We start from the raw sequence: 21,650 nt of genomic DNA on the forward strand, positions 1-21,650 counted from the left end.
ATGGGAGACATTATAGATATATATGGATTATCACCTTTGCAAAAAGGAATATTGTTTCATACTTTATACGATCAAGATGATGAGCATTCTTTTTCCTACATTGTACAAGTAGGCTTCTTGCTCGGGGGGCAATTGGATGTTGCTACTTTTGAAAAGGCTTGGGAACATGTTATTCATCGACATGAGGTTCTACGTTCAGTATTTGTGTGGGAGGAAGTAGAAAAACCTCTTCAAGCAGTTTACCAACGTCTTCCTTTTACTATTCATCAAGAGGATTGGAGTGCCCATTCGCATGAGGAGAGAGAGAAGAAATTACAACAGTTTTTGACTGCAGATCGTAGAAAAGGATTTTTATTGGATGAAGCACCATTGATGAGAGTCACTGCGATTAAAGAAGCAGAAGAGGAAACGAGAATCATTTGGACACATCATCATATTTTGCTAGATGGGTGGAGTGTGTCATTGGTCTTTAGTGAAGTGATGGAAGTTTATCTTAAGATGATAAAGGGAGAATTTTTGAATCTTACTAAATCTCTTCCTTATAAAAAATATATCCAGTGGATAAACAAACAAGATCAAAGTCAAGCAGAGGAATTTTGGACAGAAGAATTAAAGGGATTTTATGCACCTACGCCATTAACGATGGAAAGAAAGGATCAAGGACAGGAGAAGGGCTATGGAGAGTGTGTTTATCAGGTATCTGAGGAACTCACTGAGAATTTACAAGAGTGGGTACGAAATAGTCGATTAACATTGAATACGTTAGTACAAGGCGCATGGGCCTATTTGATGAGTAGGTATAGCGGTGAAAGTGACATCGTATTTGGTGTAACTAGCTCTGGACGTCCTACTGATTTGATAGGAGCAGAGAATATGGTAGGTCTATTTATTAACACATTACCTACTAGAATTCGATTAACGGATGATACATCAGTAGTAGATTGGCTTCGTAAAATACAGATGAAAGAAATGGAACGAAGACAATATGAGTATAATTCATTGGTTGATATTCAAGGGTGGAGTGAGGTTCCGCGGAATAGCTCCTTATTTCATACCTTGTATGTGTTTGAAAATTATCCAATTCAAGGTGAGAGAAATGATGATTTAAGATTACTAGATGTTAAAAGCGCGGAACAAACAAATTATCCTTTAACACTCATTGTAATGCCCGGTAAGAAAATTACTTTAAAGTTGATGTATGATCGAAGCTATTTTAATGAAGAAACAATAAATCGGATTCAGGGTCACTTATTGCAAATATTAATTCAGATGACGAAGAGCCTAGATTCAAAACTCTTTGAAATTACTCATTTAACAATGGAAGAGCAGACGCAATTGCTAGAGGAATGGAATAATACTCAAGTAAAATATTCATCTGAAAATATGATTCAAACGGTATTTGAGAAGCAAGTTAAGAAAACGCCAGAAGCAATCGCAGTTATTTATAAAAATGAACAAATTACCTATAAAGAGTTGGATGAGCGCGCTAATCAGTTAGCTCACTATCTACAAAAACGTGGTGTCGGTTCAGAGTCTCTAGTTGGAGTATATATGGAACGTTCGACACAAATGATGATAGCGCTACTAGGGATTCTAAAATCAGGAGGAGCTTATGTTCCACTTGACCCTACTTATCCAGAGAGTCGGTTACGCTACATATTAGAAGATTCTTCCATCGAAGTACTAGTAACACAAGAAAAGTTAAAAAATCTAGGTATATCCGAACAAATCGAAACAATTTGTATGAATCAAGATTGTACAGAAATTGAAAAAGAAGAATCAACCGCATGTACAAGTAGTGTAACAGGAAGAAGTTTAGCATATGTTATGTATACTTCAGGATCTACAGGGAATCCAAAGGGAGTGATGATTGAGCATCATTCAGTGATTAATTATCTTGAATGGATGCAACATCAATATCCACTTTCTGAAAAGGATGTTATCTTGCAGAAAACACCATTTTCATTTGATGTATCTGTTTGGGAGTTATTTTGGGGTATTAGCGTAGGCGCTTGTGTATCTTTCTTACCTCCAGGTGGAGAGAAAGATCCTTCCATTATAGCTGAAGTGATAGAAAAACATCAGGTTACTATTGTTCAATTTGTTCCTTCGATGTTATCTGTTTTCTTAGATTATTTCACTCATATTGAGTTGGAAATAAAATGTTCGTCCGTGCGTCATGTATTTTCTGGTGGGGAAGAGCTAAGTTCAGGATTGGTTAGACGGTTTCAACAGCAATGGAATCAGAGCGGACAAGTAAAATTAACTAACTTTTATGGACCAACAGAAGCAACTATTTACGTAAATGCATTTGACTGTCAACCTAATCAAGAATTTGTTTCTATAGGCCATCCGATACAGAATACTCAATTGTATGTATTAGACCAGAATCAACGCTTGCAATCAATAGAGATAGAGGGTGAGTTATATATTGGAGGTGCGTGTTTAGCGCGTGGATACTTAAACCGTCCTAACCTCACTGCTGAAAGATTCGTTCCACATCCATTTCAACTGGGAGAACGACTATATCGTACAGGAGATTCAGTAAAATATCTAACTGATGGAAATTTAGAATTTATAGGGAGAATGGACCATCAAGTGAAAATGCGTGGTCTTCGGATTGAACTTGGAGAAATTGAGGCGACTTTAGAAAAGTGTTCGTTTATTAAAGAGGCTGTCGTATTAGTTAGGGAAGATCGTCCGGGCGATCAACGTTTGGTGGCATATGTAATAAGTGATGGAAACATCCAAAAGTGGCGAGAGCATCTACAAAACCAATTGCCGAATTACATGATTCCAGCTCACATTGTAGAGTTGGAACAATTCCCGCTTACTCCAAATGGAAAAATCAATCGAAAAGCCTTTCCAGCACCTGATGAGCAACCTATAGGGGATTTTAATGTTCTACCTCGGACACCATCGGAAGAACTTATTGCCTCGGTTTGGAGTCAAGTGTTAGGAACGGAAAATATTGGTGTTCAGGACTCTTTCTTTGAACGGGGTGGGCATTCACTACTCGCTACTCAAATCGTCTCTCGATTACAAGAGTTGTTCCAGGTTAAAATCCCGCTACGTGAACTTTTCAAGCACGATACAGTGGAAGCATTAGCGAAACGAGTAGATCAGTTGCGCAAAGAAGATAAAAAACGAGAAGTTCCACACCTTGTACCTATGACACGGGAAGGATCTATTCCACTTTCCTATGCACAGAAACGCCTATGGTTTATTGATCAATTAATGCCAAATAGTGCGATGTACAATATTCATGCAGCGTGTCGCTTAACAGGAAAGTGGTCAATTGAAGCATTGGAGGCCGGATGGAATCAGTTGTTGGAACGTCATGAATCATTACGGACGATAATTCTAGAACAAGAGGGTGAACCTTTTCAACAGGTTCAATCTCATGTATTCAGACATATCCCTCAAACAGATTTAACAGACCTTTCTTTGGAAGATAGGGAAAGGGAAATGAAACGGCTCATTCAAAACGAAGCGGAGGAACCATTTCATTTGGGACAAGGTCCTCTGATTCGAACGCGAATATTGAAAGTGGACAGGGAAGAATGGGTTCTCCTTTGTACGATGCATCATATTATTTCAGATGGGTGGTCAATGGGAATCTTACTTGAAGAATGGATGGCTTTTTATGAAGGAGCACTAAGCGGAAAACCGGCGGAATTAAAGGAGTTATCTATTCAATATGCAGACTTTGTCATGTGGCAGAAGGAATGGCAAAAAGAAGAGAATGTGGATCAGCACCTCCAATATTGGAAGGAAGAATTGTCTGGGGAGCTACCGGTTTTACAATTACCGATGGATCGTCCTCGACCTGCGGTTCAAACCCACCGTGGTGCAAGTCAGTCCTTAATGGTGGAGAATTCTCTACAGGAAAAGCTCAAAGATTTAAGTCTGCAAGAAGGGTCTACCTTATTTATGACCTTGATGGCGGCGTATCAAAGCTTCCTTTCTCGTTATACAGGACAAGACGACATCTTGGTTGGGAGCCCAATCGCAAACCGGAATGTTAAAGAGATTGAAGGATTAATAGGTTTCTTTGCAAATACGTTGGTTTATCGAGCTGATTTTAGTGAAAATCCGACGTTCCAGGAACTTTTGTCACAGATACGAAAAAAAGCACTAAAAGCATACGAGTATCAGGACATTCCATTTGAGAAAGTAGTAGAATCCGTAAAACCGGAACGGAATACAAGTCATTCGCCGATTTTTCAAACCATGTTTACTTTACAGAATACGAAACAAGAATTTCCTCAGTTATCTGAAAGAAACATGGAGCTCATGGAAAGTCATACTTCCGTTGCAAAATTTGATTTAAGTTTATTTGCTTCGGAGACGGAAGAAGGGTTATTGCTAACTTTTGAATATAATACTGATTTGTTTAATGATACAACCATTGAACGTATGGCAGGCCATTTTGAACATTGGTTATATCAAATTGTATCTCATCCAAAAGATTTACTATCGGAACTGAATATGTTATCGAAAGTAGAATATAAGCAATTACTAGAGGAATGGAATGAAACAGGTGTCGTGGATATACGTGAAAGTACGATTCATAAACTGTTTGAAGAACAAGTAGAGAAAACGCCAGAAGCAATTGCGGTAGTGTGCGAAGATAAAGAACTAACATATCGAGAATTGAGCGAACGCTCGAATCAGCTGGCACATTATCTACAGAAACAGGGTGTGGGATGCGAATCATTGGTTGGGATTTGCGTTACACGTTCATCCGAGATGATTGTCGGCCTCTTAGGAATCATGAAGGCAGGAGGAGCGTATGTTCCAATTGATCCGGCGTATCCGGAAAGTCGACTGCAATATGTTTTAGCGGATGCTCATATAAAGGTACTGGTGACACAAGAAAAGTTACAGCAAAAAATGGTTTTACCTAAATCCGTTGACATCATTTGCATTGATTGTGATCGATCAGAAATTGAACAGGAAGTAACTACGTTGTGTACGAGTGAAGTGACGAGCAATGACTTAGCTTATATCATCTATACTTCAGGGTCCACTGGAAATCCTAAGGGAGTAATGATTGAGCACCGGAATACAGTAACTATGATTCATTGGGCGCATCAAACTTATTCCAGAAAGGCTTTAGCAGGAGTGTTAGCTTCAACTTCGTTATCCTTTGATCTATCGGTTTTTGAAGTGTTTGTTCCCTTGACGATGGGTGGTAAGGTGATTGTCGCTGAAAATGCTCTACAACTAGACAAGCTGTCTACAGAGGGTGTGACTTTGGTCAATACTGTGCCATCAGCAGCGAAGGAACTGGTTCGAGCAAAAACAATTCCTTCTTCGGTAAAGGTGATGAATTTGGCTGGAGAACCATTACCATATTCACTTGTTCAAGATTTATACGAGAGAAGTACGATTGAGATGGTGTACAACCTATATGGACCGTCCGAAGATACTACGTATTCCACATATATGGAATTAGAAAAGGGTGTCATGTATAGGGTACCACCAATTGGTAAACCAGTCTTCAATGCAGAAGTATATGTACTGAGTGCTGAACAAAAAATGGTTCCAATTGGTGTAGTTGGTGAGCTTTACATTGGTGGATCAGGATTAGCACGTGGATACTTAAACCGTCCTGACTTAACGCAAGATCGTTTTATACCGCATCCGTTTAAAGAAGGAGAGCGAGTATACCGGACTGGAGACCTAGTAAGGTATCTGCCAGATGGAAATTTGGAGTATCTTGGCCGAATCGATCATCAGGTAAAAATTCGTGGGTTCCGGATTGAACTAGGAGAAATTGAAGCGACATTGCAAAAGCATACATTAGTTAACGAAGTTCTTGTGATGGTGCGGGAAGATTATCTTGGTGATCCACGTTTGATTGCCTATGTTGTGGGAGATGGGGATGCTCATAAGTGGCGTGATTATCTCAAGGACCAGCTACCAAATTACATGATTCCAGCCTATTTTGTCGGATTGAATGCATTTCCACTCACTCCAAATGGAAAGATTGATAGGAAGGCCTTACCAGTACCAGAGAGACAGGAGATAGTGAGTGGTTATATTGCTCCCCGTACACCTACGGAAAAAACAATCGTTTCAATATGGCATCAAGTTTTAGGTGTAGAAAATATTGGAGTGCAGGATTCGTTTTTTGAAATAGGTGGGCATTCATTACTTGCTACACAAGCCGTTTCCAATCTTAAAGAAGCTTTTGGAATTGCGTTACCATTGCATGATTTATTTACGTTTCATACGGTGCAGGAATTGGCAGAACGGATTAATCAATTGCTCTATAGCGAAAATAAAGAAATGCAGAATGATAGTAAGGAGAATGTAAGTCTTCAAGACTATATTCAAAAAGAAGCAGAAGTGAGTAATGATGAAGAATTACTTGAACTTCTTAAGCAATTGGAAGAGTTATCAGAAGAAGAAGCACAAGGGATATTCGAGAGTAATTTGGTTGAGGAAGGGGTAAAAAAATGAAAAGTGATTTACTTGCAAAACTGAGTTCACTTTCTCCTGAGAAGAGAGCTTGGCTTCAGAAGCAAATGCAAAAAAAGGAGAATAAAGAAGCACTCCCGTTGTCTTATGCACAACAACGTTTGTGGTTTATGGACAGATTTAACCCAAACAGTTCTTTATATAATATTCCAACAGTATGGCGTCTAAAAGGAAATTGGATTCCTGAAGCATTAGAAAAGGGATTCAATCGACTCATTGAACGTCATGAATCATTACGAACCGTTTTTAAAGAAGCAGGAGAACAACCTGTACAACATATTGTCGAATTCCTTCCTAGAACATTACCTGTAAGGGATTACTCTCACCTTCCTCTAGAAGTAAAAGAAAAAGAGGTAGATAGTTTAATTGTGAGAGAAGCACAAGAACCATTTGATTTAATGAATGGCCCTTTAATTCGTAATCAGCTTGTTCAATTAGGAAAAGATGAATGGTTATTACTGTGTACGATGCATCATATTATTTCTGATGCTTGGTCCATCGGTATATTCATGAATGAATTACTTGCTTTCTATGAAGAAGAAACGGGCGGGAGTCCTGCTAAATTAAGTTCACTATCAATTCAATATGCAGACTTTGCGAAGTGGCAAAAGGAGTGGTTGCAAGGTGATGTGCTAAATCGTCAACTCGCGTATTGGCAAGAAGAATTGTCTGGGGAGCTTCCTATGTTACAACTGCCAGTGGACCGACCTCGACCGGTTACGCAAACTTACGCTGGGGATACGCATCACGTGATTTTTCCTTATAAATTACTCAGTCAATTGAAGGATATAAGTCGACAAGAAGGGTCTACCTTATTTATGACTTTAATGGCTGCATACCAGAGCTTTCTTGCCCGTTATACGGGGCAAAAAGATATTTTCGTCGGAAGCCCGATTGCAAATCGGAATCATAAGGGAGTAGAAGGATTAATCGGTTTCTTTGTTAATACGTTAGTTTATCGAGCGGATTTGAGTGGAACCCCTACCTTTCGGGAGATTTTGTTCCAAACAAAGAAAAAAGCGTTAAAAGCGTACGAATATCAAGATATACCGTTTGAAAAAGTGGTAGAAGCCGTGCAACCTGAGCGAAGTATGAGTCATTCGCCTATCTTCCAGACCATGTTTACACTACAGAATATAAAACAAGAACGACTAAATCTGCCTGGTAGAAGTATCGAAATGGTAGAAAGTAATATGTCTATTGCGAAATTTGATTTGAGCTTAACTGCATACGAAGTGGAAGAAGGTCTATTTGTCTCTTTTGAATACAACACAGATTTATTTGATAGTAGTACCATTGCACGTATGGCAGGACATTTTGAGAACTGGTTAAATGAAATCGCGTATCATCCAGATGAATCATATACAAAGCTGTCAATGTTATCGAACACAGAGCAGAAACAGCTCCTAGAAGAATGGAATGACACTGAGGTAGTTTATGGTCATGAATGTATGATTCATGAGCTGTTTGAGCAGCAAGTTGCACGTACACCTGATGCGGTAGCGGTAGATTATGAAGGTGGAAAGCTAACGTATCAAGAACTCAATGAAAAATCGAACCAATTGGCACATTATCTACAAAAACGGGGTATAGGACCTGAATCATTGGTCGGTATATGTGTTGAACGTTCTCCTGATATGATTATTGGTCTCTTTGGGATTTTGAAAGCAGGTGGGGCTTATGTCCCACTGGACCCAAGTTATCCCGAAAACCGTCTGAGATACATTTTAGAAAACTCACAAATTCAAGTGCTGTTAACAAAAGAGGCACTACAGGACTGGTTACCTAAAGATATCCAAGCAATTTGTTTAGACCGGGATCAAGTAATGATTTCTAAAGAAAGTAATTTGGCTCCGGTGAGTGGAGTGACAGCAAATAACTTAGCATATATCATATACACTTCGGGTTCGACGGGAAATCCGAAGGGAGTAATGATTGAACATCACTCGGTCATCAACCGCCTACAGTGGATGCAGAAAAAATATCCATTATCTGAGGAGGATGCAATCCTACAAAAGACACCGTTTTCGTTTGATGTTTCTGTCTGGGAGTTATTTTGGTGGTCATTTGTAGGAGCACGTGTTTGTTTACTTCCACCCGGAGGTGAGAAAGATCCTGCGGTGATTGAGGAGTATATCGAACGATATCGTGTGACCACAATGCACTTTGTTCCGTCGATGTTATCTACTTTCTTGGATTACATGGAACAATATAAATCGGAAAGGGATGTATCGTCTTTAAGTCAGGTTTTTACTAGTGGAGAAGCATTAAACACTGAACAGGTTCGCCGGTTTAAGGAGGTATTTTACAATGTTCAGCAAACAAAGTTAATTAACTTGTATGGCCCTACCGAAGCGACTGTCGATGTGACTTATTATGATTGTGATTTAGAAAAAGAACCAATGCTTATTCCAATTGGTCGTCCAATTGATAATACAGAGTTGTATGTGTTGGATCAACATCAAAAGGTGGTACCGATTGGTGTGGCGGGGGAACTTTACCTTGGCGGTGTAGGTTTGGCACGTGGCTACTTCAATCGACCAGAGTTAACTAACGAACGTTTTATTCCGCACCCCTTTAAGGAAGGGGAGCGATTATATCGAACGGGTGACCTGGTGAGGTATATGAATGACCGTAACTTGGAGTATATCGGTAGAATAGATAACCAAGTGAAAATCAGAGGATTCCGAATTGAACTGGGAGAGATTGAAGCAGCTTTACATGATCACTCATCTGTAAAAGAGGCTGTCGTGTTGGTGAAGGAAGATCGACCAGGAGATAAGCAGTTAGTAGCTTATGTAGTGGGTGAAGGGGATACTGGAGAGTGGCGTGAACATCTTAAGAAGCAATTGCCACATTATATGGTTCCGGCATACTTCTTCCAAGTTGAAGGGATGCCACTCACTCCAAATGGTAAGGTGAATCGGAAAGCTTTATTGGAATTGGAGGCACAGTTCATAAGTGAAGATATTACTACTTCATCACGAACACCAGTAGAGGAGCTCATTGTTTCCGTATGGGGCCAAGTGTTAGGTATAAAAAATATAAGTGTTCAGGATTCTTTTTTTGAGATTGGTGGTCACTCGCTGCTAGCTACTCAAGTAGTTTCACGCTTGAAAGAAATCTTTCAAATCGAATTACCGGTACGTGAACTATTTGAGTATGCAACGGTGGAGTCACTGGCAAAGCGATTAGATCAGTTACGTAAAGGAGATAGAAAACGAGAGATTCCGCCACTAATGCCGATGGAACGAGGGGAAACTATTCCGCTCTCTTATGCCCAACAGCGCTTATGGTTTATCGATCAATTTACACCTAATAGCGCCCTTTACAATATGCCAATGGTATGCCGCCTTACAGGGAGTTGGCTACCTGAGGCATTGGAAAAGGGATGGAATCAGCTCATAGAGCGTCATGAATCATTGCGGACGGTCTTTCATGAAGTGAACGGTCAGCCCGTGCAGCAAATTGAACCGTATGCTTTTAGCTCAATTCCGAAAATGGATTTAACTATGCTTTCTCCAAAAGACCGTGAAGCAGAAGTTAAACGTTTGATTCAACAAGAAACAGAAGTGCCATTTGATTTAGGCGAGGGCCCACTGATCAGGACAAGTATTTTGCAAGTGGGAGAGGAAGAATGGATTCTCCTTTGTACTTTACATCATATCATTTCAGATGGATGGTCAATGGGAGTCCTACTTGAAGAATGGATGGCATTCTATGAGAAAGCCACGGATGGAAAGATAGCAGAAATTGAACCATTACCGGTTCAATATGCCGACTTTGCTCAGTGGCAAAAAGGATGGCTGAAGGAGGAAGTGCTTGATCAACAACTCCAATATTGGAGGGAAGAATTGTCTGGGGAGCTTCCTGTACTCCAACTTCCTATGGATCGCCCGCGTCCCGCAATACAAACTCATCACGGGTCGACATACACCCTGGTTCTGCCAAGCACGCTACATGACAAATTGAATGAATTTAGTCGTCAAGAAGGGGCTACACTCTTCATGACCCTGTTGGCTGCATATCAAAGTTTTCTATCACGTTATACGGGACAAGAAGATATTCTGGTCGGAAGTCCAATTGCTAATCGAAATTACAGAGAAATTGAAGGATTAATTGGATTCTTCGTCAACACGTTGGTTTATCGGGCTAATCTGAGTGGTAGACCGACATTTCAGGATATTCTGTCTCAGGTTCGTCAAAAGGCATTGAGGGCATATGAATATCAAGATATCCCTTTTGAAAAAATAGTAGAAGTTGTACAACCAGAGCGGAGTACAAGTCATTCGCCAATCTTCCAGACTATGTTCATCTTGCAAAATATGAAACAAGAGTTCCCAGTATTACCTGGTAGAAGTATCGAAATGCTAGAAAGCCATAGTCCAATCGCAAAGTTTGATTTAAGTGTAATGGTAGCTGAGACAGAAGAAGGATTACTTTTTACTTTTGAATACAATAAGGATTTATTCAATGCTACAACTATTGAACGGATGGCAGGACACTTTGAGAGATGGCTACACGAAGTTTCTCATCACCCACAAAATCCGTTGCATAGTCTAAGCATGCTATCAGAACCTGAGCGTACTCTGTTATTAGAAACATGGAATGACACTGTAATGGAAATGTCCCCACAGGGTCTTATTTGCGACAGATTTGAAGAACAAGTAGCAAGGCGTCCTGATGTGATTGCAGTGGTAGATCAAACAAAAGAGTGGACTTACGGTGAACTGGATGCACAAGCAAATCAGTTGGCAAATGTTTTACAGCGAAAAGGAGTCGCTCCAGAATCAGTCGTGGGAGTTTACCTTCCGAGGTCGGCTGAGCTCATGGTGAGTTTACTGGGCATATTAAAAGCTGGTGGGGCTTATGTCGTCTTAGATCCGTTGTATCCAAAATCAAGGTTACAATACATGATTGAAGATGCAGGAATTCAAATTGTAGTGACGGCGGAAGGACAAGAAGGCCTTTCCGAACAGGTCGAGATGGTGAGGTTAGAAGAATTAACAGTGGAAAGTGTAATCGCACCTACGCGACAGATAAATCCAGAGAACTTAGCTTATATCATCTATACCTCTGGTTCTACAGGAAAGCCAAAGGGTGTCATGGTTGAATATCGCTCATTAATGAATATGGTATCTTGGCATCAAAAAGTTTATCGTATTACAGCAGAGGATCGTGCGACTCAAATTGCGGGGATTGCTTTTGATTCGGCTGTCCAGGAGATTTGGCCGTATTTAACCGCTGGTGCAGCACTCTACTTGTCAACAGAGGAATTGAGAATTAATCCAGAAGCACTAAGAGACTGGCTCATTGATTCGCGAATAACAGCTAGTTTTGCACCTACGCCTATTCTGGAAAGACTTTTGAAATTATCTTGGCCAGAGAAGACCGATCTTCGTTTTATGATTACGGGCGGGGATCAATTAACGCAGTATCCATCTAAACATATTCCTTTTGCGGTAATTAATCAGTATGGTCCATCGGAAAATACCGTTGTTACAACGGATTGTTATGTACCTGTAGGAGTGACAACAGGTACGCCATCGATTGGTCGACCGATTGCGAATACAGAAGTTTATGTGTTAGATTCTCATCTTCAGCTAGTACCAATTGGTGTGATTGGAGATCTCTATATTGGAGGAAAAAGTCTTGCTCGCGGATATGCCAATCGTCTGGATCTCACAAAGGAAAAATTTATTCCACATCCATTCAAGTCAGGAGAACGTCTCTATTACACCGGAGACAAAGCAAGTTATCTTTCTGATGGTACTCTCCAGTTCCATGGTCGTATAGATGACCAAGTGAAAATTCGTGGTTTCCGGATTGAATTGGGAGAAATTGAAGCAGTTTTGCAGGCACATTCTTCTGTGAAAGAAGCAGTTGTATTGGTACGAGAGGATGATCCAGGCGACAAGAGATTAATAGCTTATGTAGTTGGTGAAGGAAGTGTCGATGAATGGCGAGAGCATCTACAAACACATTTACCAAATTACATGGTTCCAACAAACTTTATTGAGATGGAATTTTTACCACTTACACCGAATGGAAAACTTGATTTGAAGGCATTGCCTATACCTAGTGAACTATTTACTGAAAATACCGTTTACCCACGAACTCCGCTGGAAGAACTTATCGCTTCAGTGTGGAGTCAAGTGCTAGGAATAGGAAACATTGGTGTTCAGGATTCTTTCTTTGAGCTTGGTGGTCATTCTCTACTTGCTACACAAGTGGTCTCACGCTTACAAGAAGTCTTTCAAATCAAATTACCGGTACGCGAACTGTTCGAATATTCAACGGTCGAGGCATTGTCGAAGCGAATGGATCAGTTACGTAAGGGAAGCGAAAAACGAGAAATTCCACCATTGATTCCGATGGAACGTGGAAATAACATTCCGCTTTCTTATGCTCAACAGCGCTTATGGTTTATTGATCAATTTGCACCTAATAGTGCACTTTATAATATGCCAATGGTATGCCGTCTTACAGGGAATTGGTTACCTGAAGCATTGGAGTTGGGATGGAATCAGTTGATAGAGCGCCATGAATCTTTGCGGACGGTATTTCATGAAGTGAACGGTCATCCTGCGCAGCAGGTTCAAGCGTATATTTCCCGTCCTCTCCCACAAATGGATTTAACTAAGCTTTCTCCAGGAGAGAGAGAAAGAGAGTTGGAACAATGGATTCAAACTGAAGTCGAATCCCCATTTGACTTAGAGAAAGGACCATTGTTCCGTGGACAAATCGTGAAAATTTCAGAAGAAGAATGGGTTCTTCTGTGTAATATGCATCATATTATCTCGGATGGATGGTCGATGGAAATCTTACTCCAAGAATGGATGGCATTTTATGAGGAAGCGATTGGTGAAAAACCAGCAGAGCTTGTACCACTACCAGTTCAATATGCCGATTTTGCTCAATGGCAAAGGGAATGGTTGAAAGAGGAAGTACTAAATCAACAGCTGGCATATTGGAAGGAAGAATTGTCTGGTGATTTACCGGTCTTAATGTTGCCGATGGATCGTCCGCGTCCTCCGGTGCAAACCCACCAAGGATTAACTCATAATGTATTGTTGTCACGTTCATTATTGGATAAATTAAACGAATTTAGTCGTCAAGAAGGGGCTACGCTTTTCATGACCTTATTGGCATCGTATCAAAGTTTCCTTGCCCGTTATACAGGACAATCGGATATTATTGTTGGCAGCCCGATTGCAAATCGAAATTATCGAGAGATTGAAGGATTGATTGGTTTCTTTGTTAACACGTTGGTTTATCGAGCTGATTTAAGTGGCGCACCGGCATTTCAAGAGTTGTTGTCTCAAGTGCGGATAAAAGCATTGAAGGCATATGAGTACCAAGATGTCCCGTTTGAGAAAATTGTGGAGGTTATCCAACCTGAACGAAGTACAAGTCATTCTCCGATTTTCCAAACCATGTTTACTTTGCAAAATACAGGACAGGAGCTACCACAGCTACATGGACGAAGTATAGAAGTAATGGAAAGCCACGCTTCAATCGCCAAATTTGATTTAAGTTTAACTGCCGCAGAAGTGGAAGAGGGCTTATTGCTTACTTTTGTTTATAGGACTGATTTGTTTGACAGTTTAACTATTGAATCCATGGCCGAAAATTTTGAAAACTGGTTGAATTTAATCGTGGAACATCCTGATAAATCATTAGCTAAGTTGCCGATACTGTCAGGATTACAGCAAAAACAGTTGGAAGAGTGGAATAATAATGCTGTAGCATATCCACAGGAATGTGCGATTCATCAGCTGTTTGAAGAGCAAGTAAATCGTACACCTGATGCGGTGGCAGTGGTAGATGAAAAACAGCAGTTAACGTATCGAGAGCTGAATGAGAAAGCAAACCAATTGGCCCATTATCTCCAGAAATGTGGGATCGGGACCGAGTCGTTGGTTGGTCTCTGCTTCCAGCGTTCAGTTGAGATGATTGTCGGTCTCATGGGGATTTTGAAAGCTGGGGCAGCCTATGTCCCGTTGGATCCATCGTATCCAGAAAGTCGCCTACGATATATTCTGGAGGACACAGAGATTCAAGTATTGGTCACGACCGAAGCATTAGAAGGTTGGATACCTGAAGAAATCAAAGCAGTTTGTTTGGATCGGGATAAAGCGATGATTTCGCGAGAAAGCACCCTTTCACCAATATGTGAAGTGACAAGAGAAAACTTGGCGTATGTAATCTATACTTCGGGATCAACAGGGAATCCGAAGGGAGTTATGGTAGAGCATCACAATGTGATTCGTTTATTTAAATCAACGGAATGTTGGTATCAGTTTGATGAAAAAGATACTTGGACGCTTTTCCATTCTTATGCGTTTGACTTCTCGGTATGGGAGATTTGGGGGGCATTACTCCATGGCGGTAGATTGATTGTTGTTCCTTACTGGATTAGTCGATCGCCCAAGGATTTCTATCAACTGTTAGTAAAGGAGAAGGTTACGGTTCTTAATCAGACACCATCCGCATTTCGACAATTGATACAAGTGTGTGAACAAGAAGATGAGAAGAAAGACTTGCATCTGCGCTATGTCATATTTGGTGGGGAAGCACTCGATCCTACCAGCTTGTTACCATGGTTTCAAAGGTATGGAGAGCAGGACCCACAGTTAATTAATATGTATGGAATTACAGAAACTACCGTTCATGTTACGTATTATCCAATTACTCAAGATGATGTGCAGTATGCTTCAAGAAGTAATATCGGAAAACGGATACCAGATTTAGAAGCGTATGTACTAGACGCTTGTCAACAACATGTGCCTATTGGCATAGCTGGCGAACTATATATTGGTGGAGCAGGACTCGCACGTGGGTATTTAAACAGACCCGAATTGACTGCAGAACGTTTCATTCCTCATCCATTCAGTAATGACCCAGGAGCGCGATTATATCGGACAGGAGACTTAGCGAGATACTTGCCGGATGGAAATCTGGATTATCTTGGGCGGATTGATCACCAGGTGAAAATCCGTGGTTTCCGAATTGAGCTCGGAGAAATTGAATCTGCTTTAAACGCACATGCATCCATAAAAGAGGCTGTTGTAATTGTTCGAGAAGATCAGCCGGGTGATAAACGGTTGGTGGCATATGTCGTGGGTGATGGGAATGTAGGTGAGTGGAGAGATTATCTCAAGGCGGAACTACCAAGCCATATGGTTCCTTCAGGATTTGTGATGATGGAAGCCATTCCACTAACTGCTAACGGTAAAGTTGATCGTGAGGCCTTACCTGTACCAGAGGAGAGGAAAATCGAAAGTGAATGTGTTGCCCCGCGGAATGGTAACGAAGAAACACTGGCTACCATTTGGAAGCAAGTATTAGGGATTAATAAGGTAGGAAGAAATGATAACTTCTTTGAAATTGGTGGAGACTCGATTCTCAGCATTCAGATTGTCTCTCGTGCGAAACAAGCAGGTTTGCAATTGACACCAAAGCAAATGTTTGAACACCAAACGATTGCTGAGTTGGTGCAAGTAGTCAATGAAGAAAGGGGTGTACAAGCAGAGCAGGGAGTTGTAACTGGAGAACTGATCCTTACACCAATCCAGCAATGGTTTTTTGCACAAGATCATCCAAACCCACATCATTGGAATCAATCCATGTTTTTTAGAACAAAAGAGCGACTGGATATAGTATTACTGGAGAAAGCTGTGCGTACCCTTCTAATCCATCATGATGCCTTACGTTTAAGATATGAACGGTTACCGGATGGAGCTTGGAAACAGCGGAACGAAGGGATCGAAGAACAATCGACGCTGACCGTTATTTCATTAGACGAAGTACCGCAAGCAGAATGGCATCAAGTGATTCAAACGGAGATTGACACTGCACAAGCAAGCTTGCACTTACACGCAGGACCGCTAATGAGAATGGTGTATTTTGATGAAGGTGAGAAAAGAGCCGGCCGATTATTCTGGGTGATTCATCACTTAGCAGTGGATGGTGTTTCTTGGAGGATTTTACTGGAGGATCTGCAAACGGCGTATAATCAAGCGAGCCAGGCTCAGATGATTAAATTACCTACAAAGAGTACATCCTTTAAAGCGTGGTCGGAGAAATTGCATCATTACGCTGAAGCTGGGATTGTACAAGAAGTGCGTGATTACTGGGAGCAGCAATCCGAACAAGAAGTGGCTATGCTACCAGTGGATACCACCCTCGAAGTTCCAGCAAACACAGGAACTCAGGAGATTACCGTGGTGCTGGATGAGAAAGAGACCCGTGCGTTATTGCAAGAGATTTCAAGCACTCATCGTGTCCAAATCAATGAAGTACTATTGACAGCATTGGTACAGGCTATGGCAGCATGGACAGGTCATCCGACGCTGACCGTGGATTTGGAGGGGCATGGTCGGGAAGAGATCATCGAAGACGTTGACCTATCGAGAACCGTAGGGTGGTTTACAAGTATTTATCCTGTTCACTTAAATATTACCGGTGCCGACACGCCAATTGCAGCATTAAAAGCAGTTAAAGAACAAGTACGTAAAATTCCTAATAAGGGTGTTGACTATGGGATTTTGCGGTACCTGAACGCAACAATGTGGGAGCAATGGGGGTCTCAACATACACCGTCTATTAGTTTTAACTATCTTGGACAATTTGATCAAATGTTTTCTGACGATGCAATGCTTATTCCGGAGAACGGATTTAAGCGCTTAGATCATGCTTCTGGTTCCAAGCAATTGCATTTAATCGATGTAATTGGAATGGTAACGGATGGGAAACTTCAGTTCACTTGGGTATACAATGTAGGACAATTCGCGAAATCAACGATTCAAAGTATTGCAGAGAATATGCTCCATCAACTAAGTAAATTGATTCAATCTGCGGATGGAGAATCTGCACTGACCGTTTCAGATTTTGTGATGGCTAATCTTGACCAAGCCAGTTTGACAAAAGTATTATCCAAGATGAATCGTGGAAATAATTATCCGATTACCGATTTATATCCACTATCGCCTTTGCAAGAAGGTATGATTTTCCATACATTGCATGACCAAGGGGATGAACATGTAGCGCCGTATATAGTGCAATTAAGTTTCATGATTAGAGGAGAATTGGATATTGTAACTTTCGAACAGGCGTGGAAATCGGTAATTCAGCGGCATGAAATTTTTCGCTCAGCTTTCCTTTGGGATGAAGTTGAAGAGCCTTTACAAGTGGTGTATGAGAGTGTTCCATTTAAGGTGAATATAGAAGATTGGCGTACGCTGACTGCTGAAGATAAAGAGGAGAAAAGAAAAGCCTTTTTGGCATTGGATCGAAAACAAGCCTTTCTTTTTGATGAAGCGCCATTGATGCGGGTGACTGTCATTCAAGAAGGTGAGGAAGAATATCGGATTGTTTGGACACATCACCATATTCTGTTGGATGGATGGAGCCTACCACTGGTCTTTAACGAATTGCTTACAGTGTACCAGAAGAGAATGAATGGAGAAGCCGTGTATTTACCTAAGTCATCGTCATACAAGAAATATATTCAATGGCTAAGAGTGCAGAATCAGGAGCAGGCGGAGCAATTCTGGAGAGAGAAACTTAAAGGTTTTACAGCTCCAACCCTGCTGGGCTTAGAAAGTAAAGAGCAAGAAAAAGGTTACACAGAGAAGGTAACTTATTTATCAGAAGAGCAAACCCAAGCGTTACAAAACTGGGCGAAGCGCAATAGGCTCACTTTGAATACGGTAATTCAAGGTGCGTGGGCGTATCTCATGGGCCGGTATAGTGGAGAAGATGACATTGTCTATGGTGTAACTAGCTCAGGACGCCCTACGGAGATTATTGATGTTGAAAACATTGTAGGTCCTTTTATTACCACATCACCGACGCGAATTCAGTTGATAGATAATATAAAAGTAATGGATTGGTTGCAGAGGATACAAGAGGAAGAGATAGAAAGAAGACAATATGAATATGCTTCCTTGACAGAGATTCAAGGCTGGAGTGAAGTTCCTAGAGGAACCCCGCTGTTCCATAGCTTGTATGTATTTGAAAACTACCCAGTGAAAGAGGAGTCCTCAGGAAATCTAGAAATTGGTGAGCTGGAAGGAGTAGAACAAACGCATTATCCATTAGGATTGACAGTTGTCCCAGAAAGCCAGTTGTTGTTAAAGTTGAAGTATGATCGTAGCAAGTTTAATGGTCTCACTATTGAACGGATGCTGGGGCATTTAAGCCAGGTGTTAAAGCAAATGATCGAGAACGTTGATCAAACTCTGTCGGAGCTGGTGTATGTTACGGAAATAGAACAGAAACAACTACTGGAAGAATGGAATGATAATGCAGCAGCGTATCCACGTGAGAGTGTGATCCACAAACTGTTTGAAGATCAAGTGGATCGTACACCTGATGCGGTGGCAGTGGTGGATGAAAATCAGCAGTTGACGTATCGAGAGCTGAATGAGAAAGCAAACCAATTGGCCCATTATCTTCAGAAATGTGGGATTGGGACGGAGTCATTGGTCGGGCTTTGTTTCCAACGTTCAGTTGAGATGATTGTCGGTCTCATGGGAATCTTGAAAGCTGGATCAGCCTATGTTCCGTTGGATCCATCGTATCCAGAAAGTCACCTACGATATATTCTGGAGGACACAGGAATTCAAATATTGGTTACGAACGAAGTATCACAAGGTTGGATACCTGAAGAAGTTGAAACAGTTTGTTTGGACCGAGATCAAGCAATGATTTCGCAAGAAAACACCCTTTCACCAATATGTAAAGTGACAGGAGAAAACTTGGCGTATGTTATCTACACTTCAGGTTCGACCGGGAATCCAAAAGGGGTTATGGTGCAGCATCATTCGGTATTAAATCTATCCTATGGTTTACAGAAAGAGGTTTTTTCACATCGGACACATGTTAACATGCGCGTTGGTCTAAATGCCTCAATCGCCTTTGATTCATCCGTTAAACAATTACAAATGCTTTTGTATGGTTCTAGTTTATATATTATTTCAAAAGAAGTTCGCAGTGATCCTCAACAGTTTGTATCTTATATTCGGGAGAATAAGTTGGAAATGTTCGATATAACACCTTCACTACTCCAATTACTCATAGATGAGGGGTTGTTAGAAAGAAACGATAGTGTTCATGTTCCAAGCAAGGTACTGGTCGGTGGAGAAGCGATTATGCCATCACTGTGGGAACAACTAGTAGAGAATGACCATATCCATTTTTATAATGTATATGGTCCTACAGAATGTACGGTTGATGCGACATGCTATCGTATTAAAAAAGATAGTAAGAGAGTAACCATTGGGCGTCCGTTGCCAAACGTTCAAGCCTATGTATTGGATGAGAATTTGTTACCTGTTCCAGTTGGTGTAACGGGTGAACTTTATATCGGTGGAGCAGGCCTAGCGAGAGGATACTTGAATCGTCCAGAGTTAACGTCAGAACGTTTTATTCCTCATCCATTTAATGAAGGGGAACGGTTATACCGGACGGGAGATCTAGTCCGCTATTTAGCTGATGGCCATTTGGATTATCTGGGAAGAATCGATAATCAAGTGAAAATTCGAGGATTCCGGATTGAGCTTGGAGAGATTGAAGCGAATTTAGAAAGTCATCCATCGGTAAAAGAGGCGGTAGTCTTGATAAGAGAGGACCAACCAGGAGAGCAGAGATTGGTTGCCTATGTGGTGGGTGAAGGAAGTATGCATGAATGGCGTGAGCATCTCAAGAGACAAGTACCGAATTATATGGTTCCTGCACACTTTATTGAGGTAGATGCGATTCCGCTTACAACAAATGGGAAGGTTGATCGAAAGGCACTGAACAGCTTAACGATTCAAAGAGAAAGTACCTTTTCTACACCAATCATCCCACGGGATGAAATCGAGTATCAGCTGATTACGATCTGGCAGGATTTGCTACAGTTAGAAGATGTCCATGTAAACGATGATTTCTTCAATATAGGAGGTCACTCTCTCCTTGTAATCAAATTGATTTCAAAGGTCAGAGAGAAATTCGGAAAAGAGATTAAGGTGTCCGCACTGATTAAGAACCCGACAGTGGAAGGGATCGCTTGTCTCATCCGTGAGAATCATAGTATGGAAGAATCGTTATCGGTTCTGATTCCATTACAAGAGTCAGAGAAAAGACCTTTCTTCTGTGTTCATCCGTTTATGGGTAATGTACTCTGTTACATTCAGCTAGCAAGGTTACTCAAGGATCACTGCTCATTTTATGGTCTACAGAATCCTCTTGTAGAGAAAGAAGGAATGAACGGGTTGACTTTATCGGAAGTAGTTCAACTCTACATCGAGGAAATGAAGCGCGCTCAGCCAGAGGGGCCGTATCGTCTGGGAGGATGGTCTCTGGGCGGTGCCATCGCCTATGAAATCGCAACTACGCTACGGAACCAGGGAGAAGAAGTTGAGATGTTGGTACTAATGGATACCAAGGTGCCTTCAGAACGGGATTACAAGACAGAGGATGAAATGCTATCTTATATATTGGAGCATTTCATCCATATAGAGCTAGTGGAGCAGGAAAAAGAGCTTGTTCATCAACAGGACATGCTTGTTGAGCAATTAATTGTGGAAGGAGTGCTCCCGCCTGATGCAGATCTTACGAATTTGAAGCAAATTATCAATGCTCACAGGAAGTGTCTGAATTTAATGGCAGAGCATGATTTAACACCATATTTTGGGGAAGTCATTTACTTTAGTGCTGAGGAAGGTAAAGAATTGTTTACGGATTGGAAGCCTTTATTAAAAGGAAGAGTGAATATGTATTCGGTCCCTGGATCACACGAAGAAATAGTAGCTTCCCCCGCAGTTGAAAAGTTAGCTAAGTATCTACTAAATGAATTAGAAGGAATAAAAGAGACGTCCCTTTCGCTAACGGAAAAGTAGAGAGCACAAAAGAGGCAACTTTATAAACGAACATTGTTATTATTAAAGTTGTTATTTGTGAGTAGTAGTGTAAATAAAGAGAGCAGTCCAATAACTGCACATCAAGTGTAGGAGATTATGTATATATCAAGAGCATTACTTTTTAAGGGGCTAATGAAAAATTGCTTGATAGGGACATAGAAACATATATGAGTTGTTCATAGTATGCTGTAAATTCTCTGAAGTTTTTGTAGCAGAAGCGAATGCTTTGATGATATTGCTGAGGAAAGGTGT

At 41.0% G+C, this 21,650-nt stretch carries 2 protein-coding genes; both read left to right on the plus strand.

The annotated features are described in order from the left end of the window. On the plus strand, positions 1-6,471 hold the full coding sequence (locus CQZ94_RS26335; RefSeq protein WP_105587864.1) for a non-ribosomal peptide synthetase: 6,471 nt from the start codon (positions 1-3) through the stop codon (positions 6,469-6,471). Further along, positions 6,468-21,377: a non-ribosomal peptide synthetase gene (locus tag CQZ94_RS26340; protein ID WP_105587865.1), complete on the plus strand. Its 14,910-nt coding sequence runs from the start codon at positions 6,468-6,470 to the stop codon at positions 21,375-21,377. Before CQZ94_RS26335 ends, CQZ94_RS26340 begins: the two co-directional genes overlap by 4 nt. Positions 21,378-21,650: the final 273 nt, after the last annotated feature.

The organism is Bacillus sp. MYb209, assembly GCF_002975175.1.
Lineage (GTDB): Bacteria > Bacillota > Bacilli > Bacillales > Bacillaceae_G > Bacillus_A.

Excerpts from the sequence above, each read along its gene's own strand:
- CQZ94_RS26335 (WP_105587864.1), top strand. The coding sequence starts at position 1 with ATGGGAGACATTATAGATATATATGGATTATCACCTTTGCAAAAAGGA.
- CQZ94_RS26340 (WP_105587865.1), top strand. The coding sequence starts at position 6,468 with ATGAAAAGTGATTTACTTGCAAAACTGAGTTCACTTTCTCCTGAGAAG.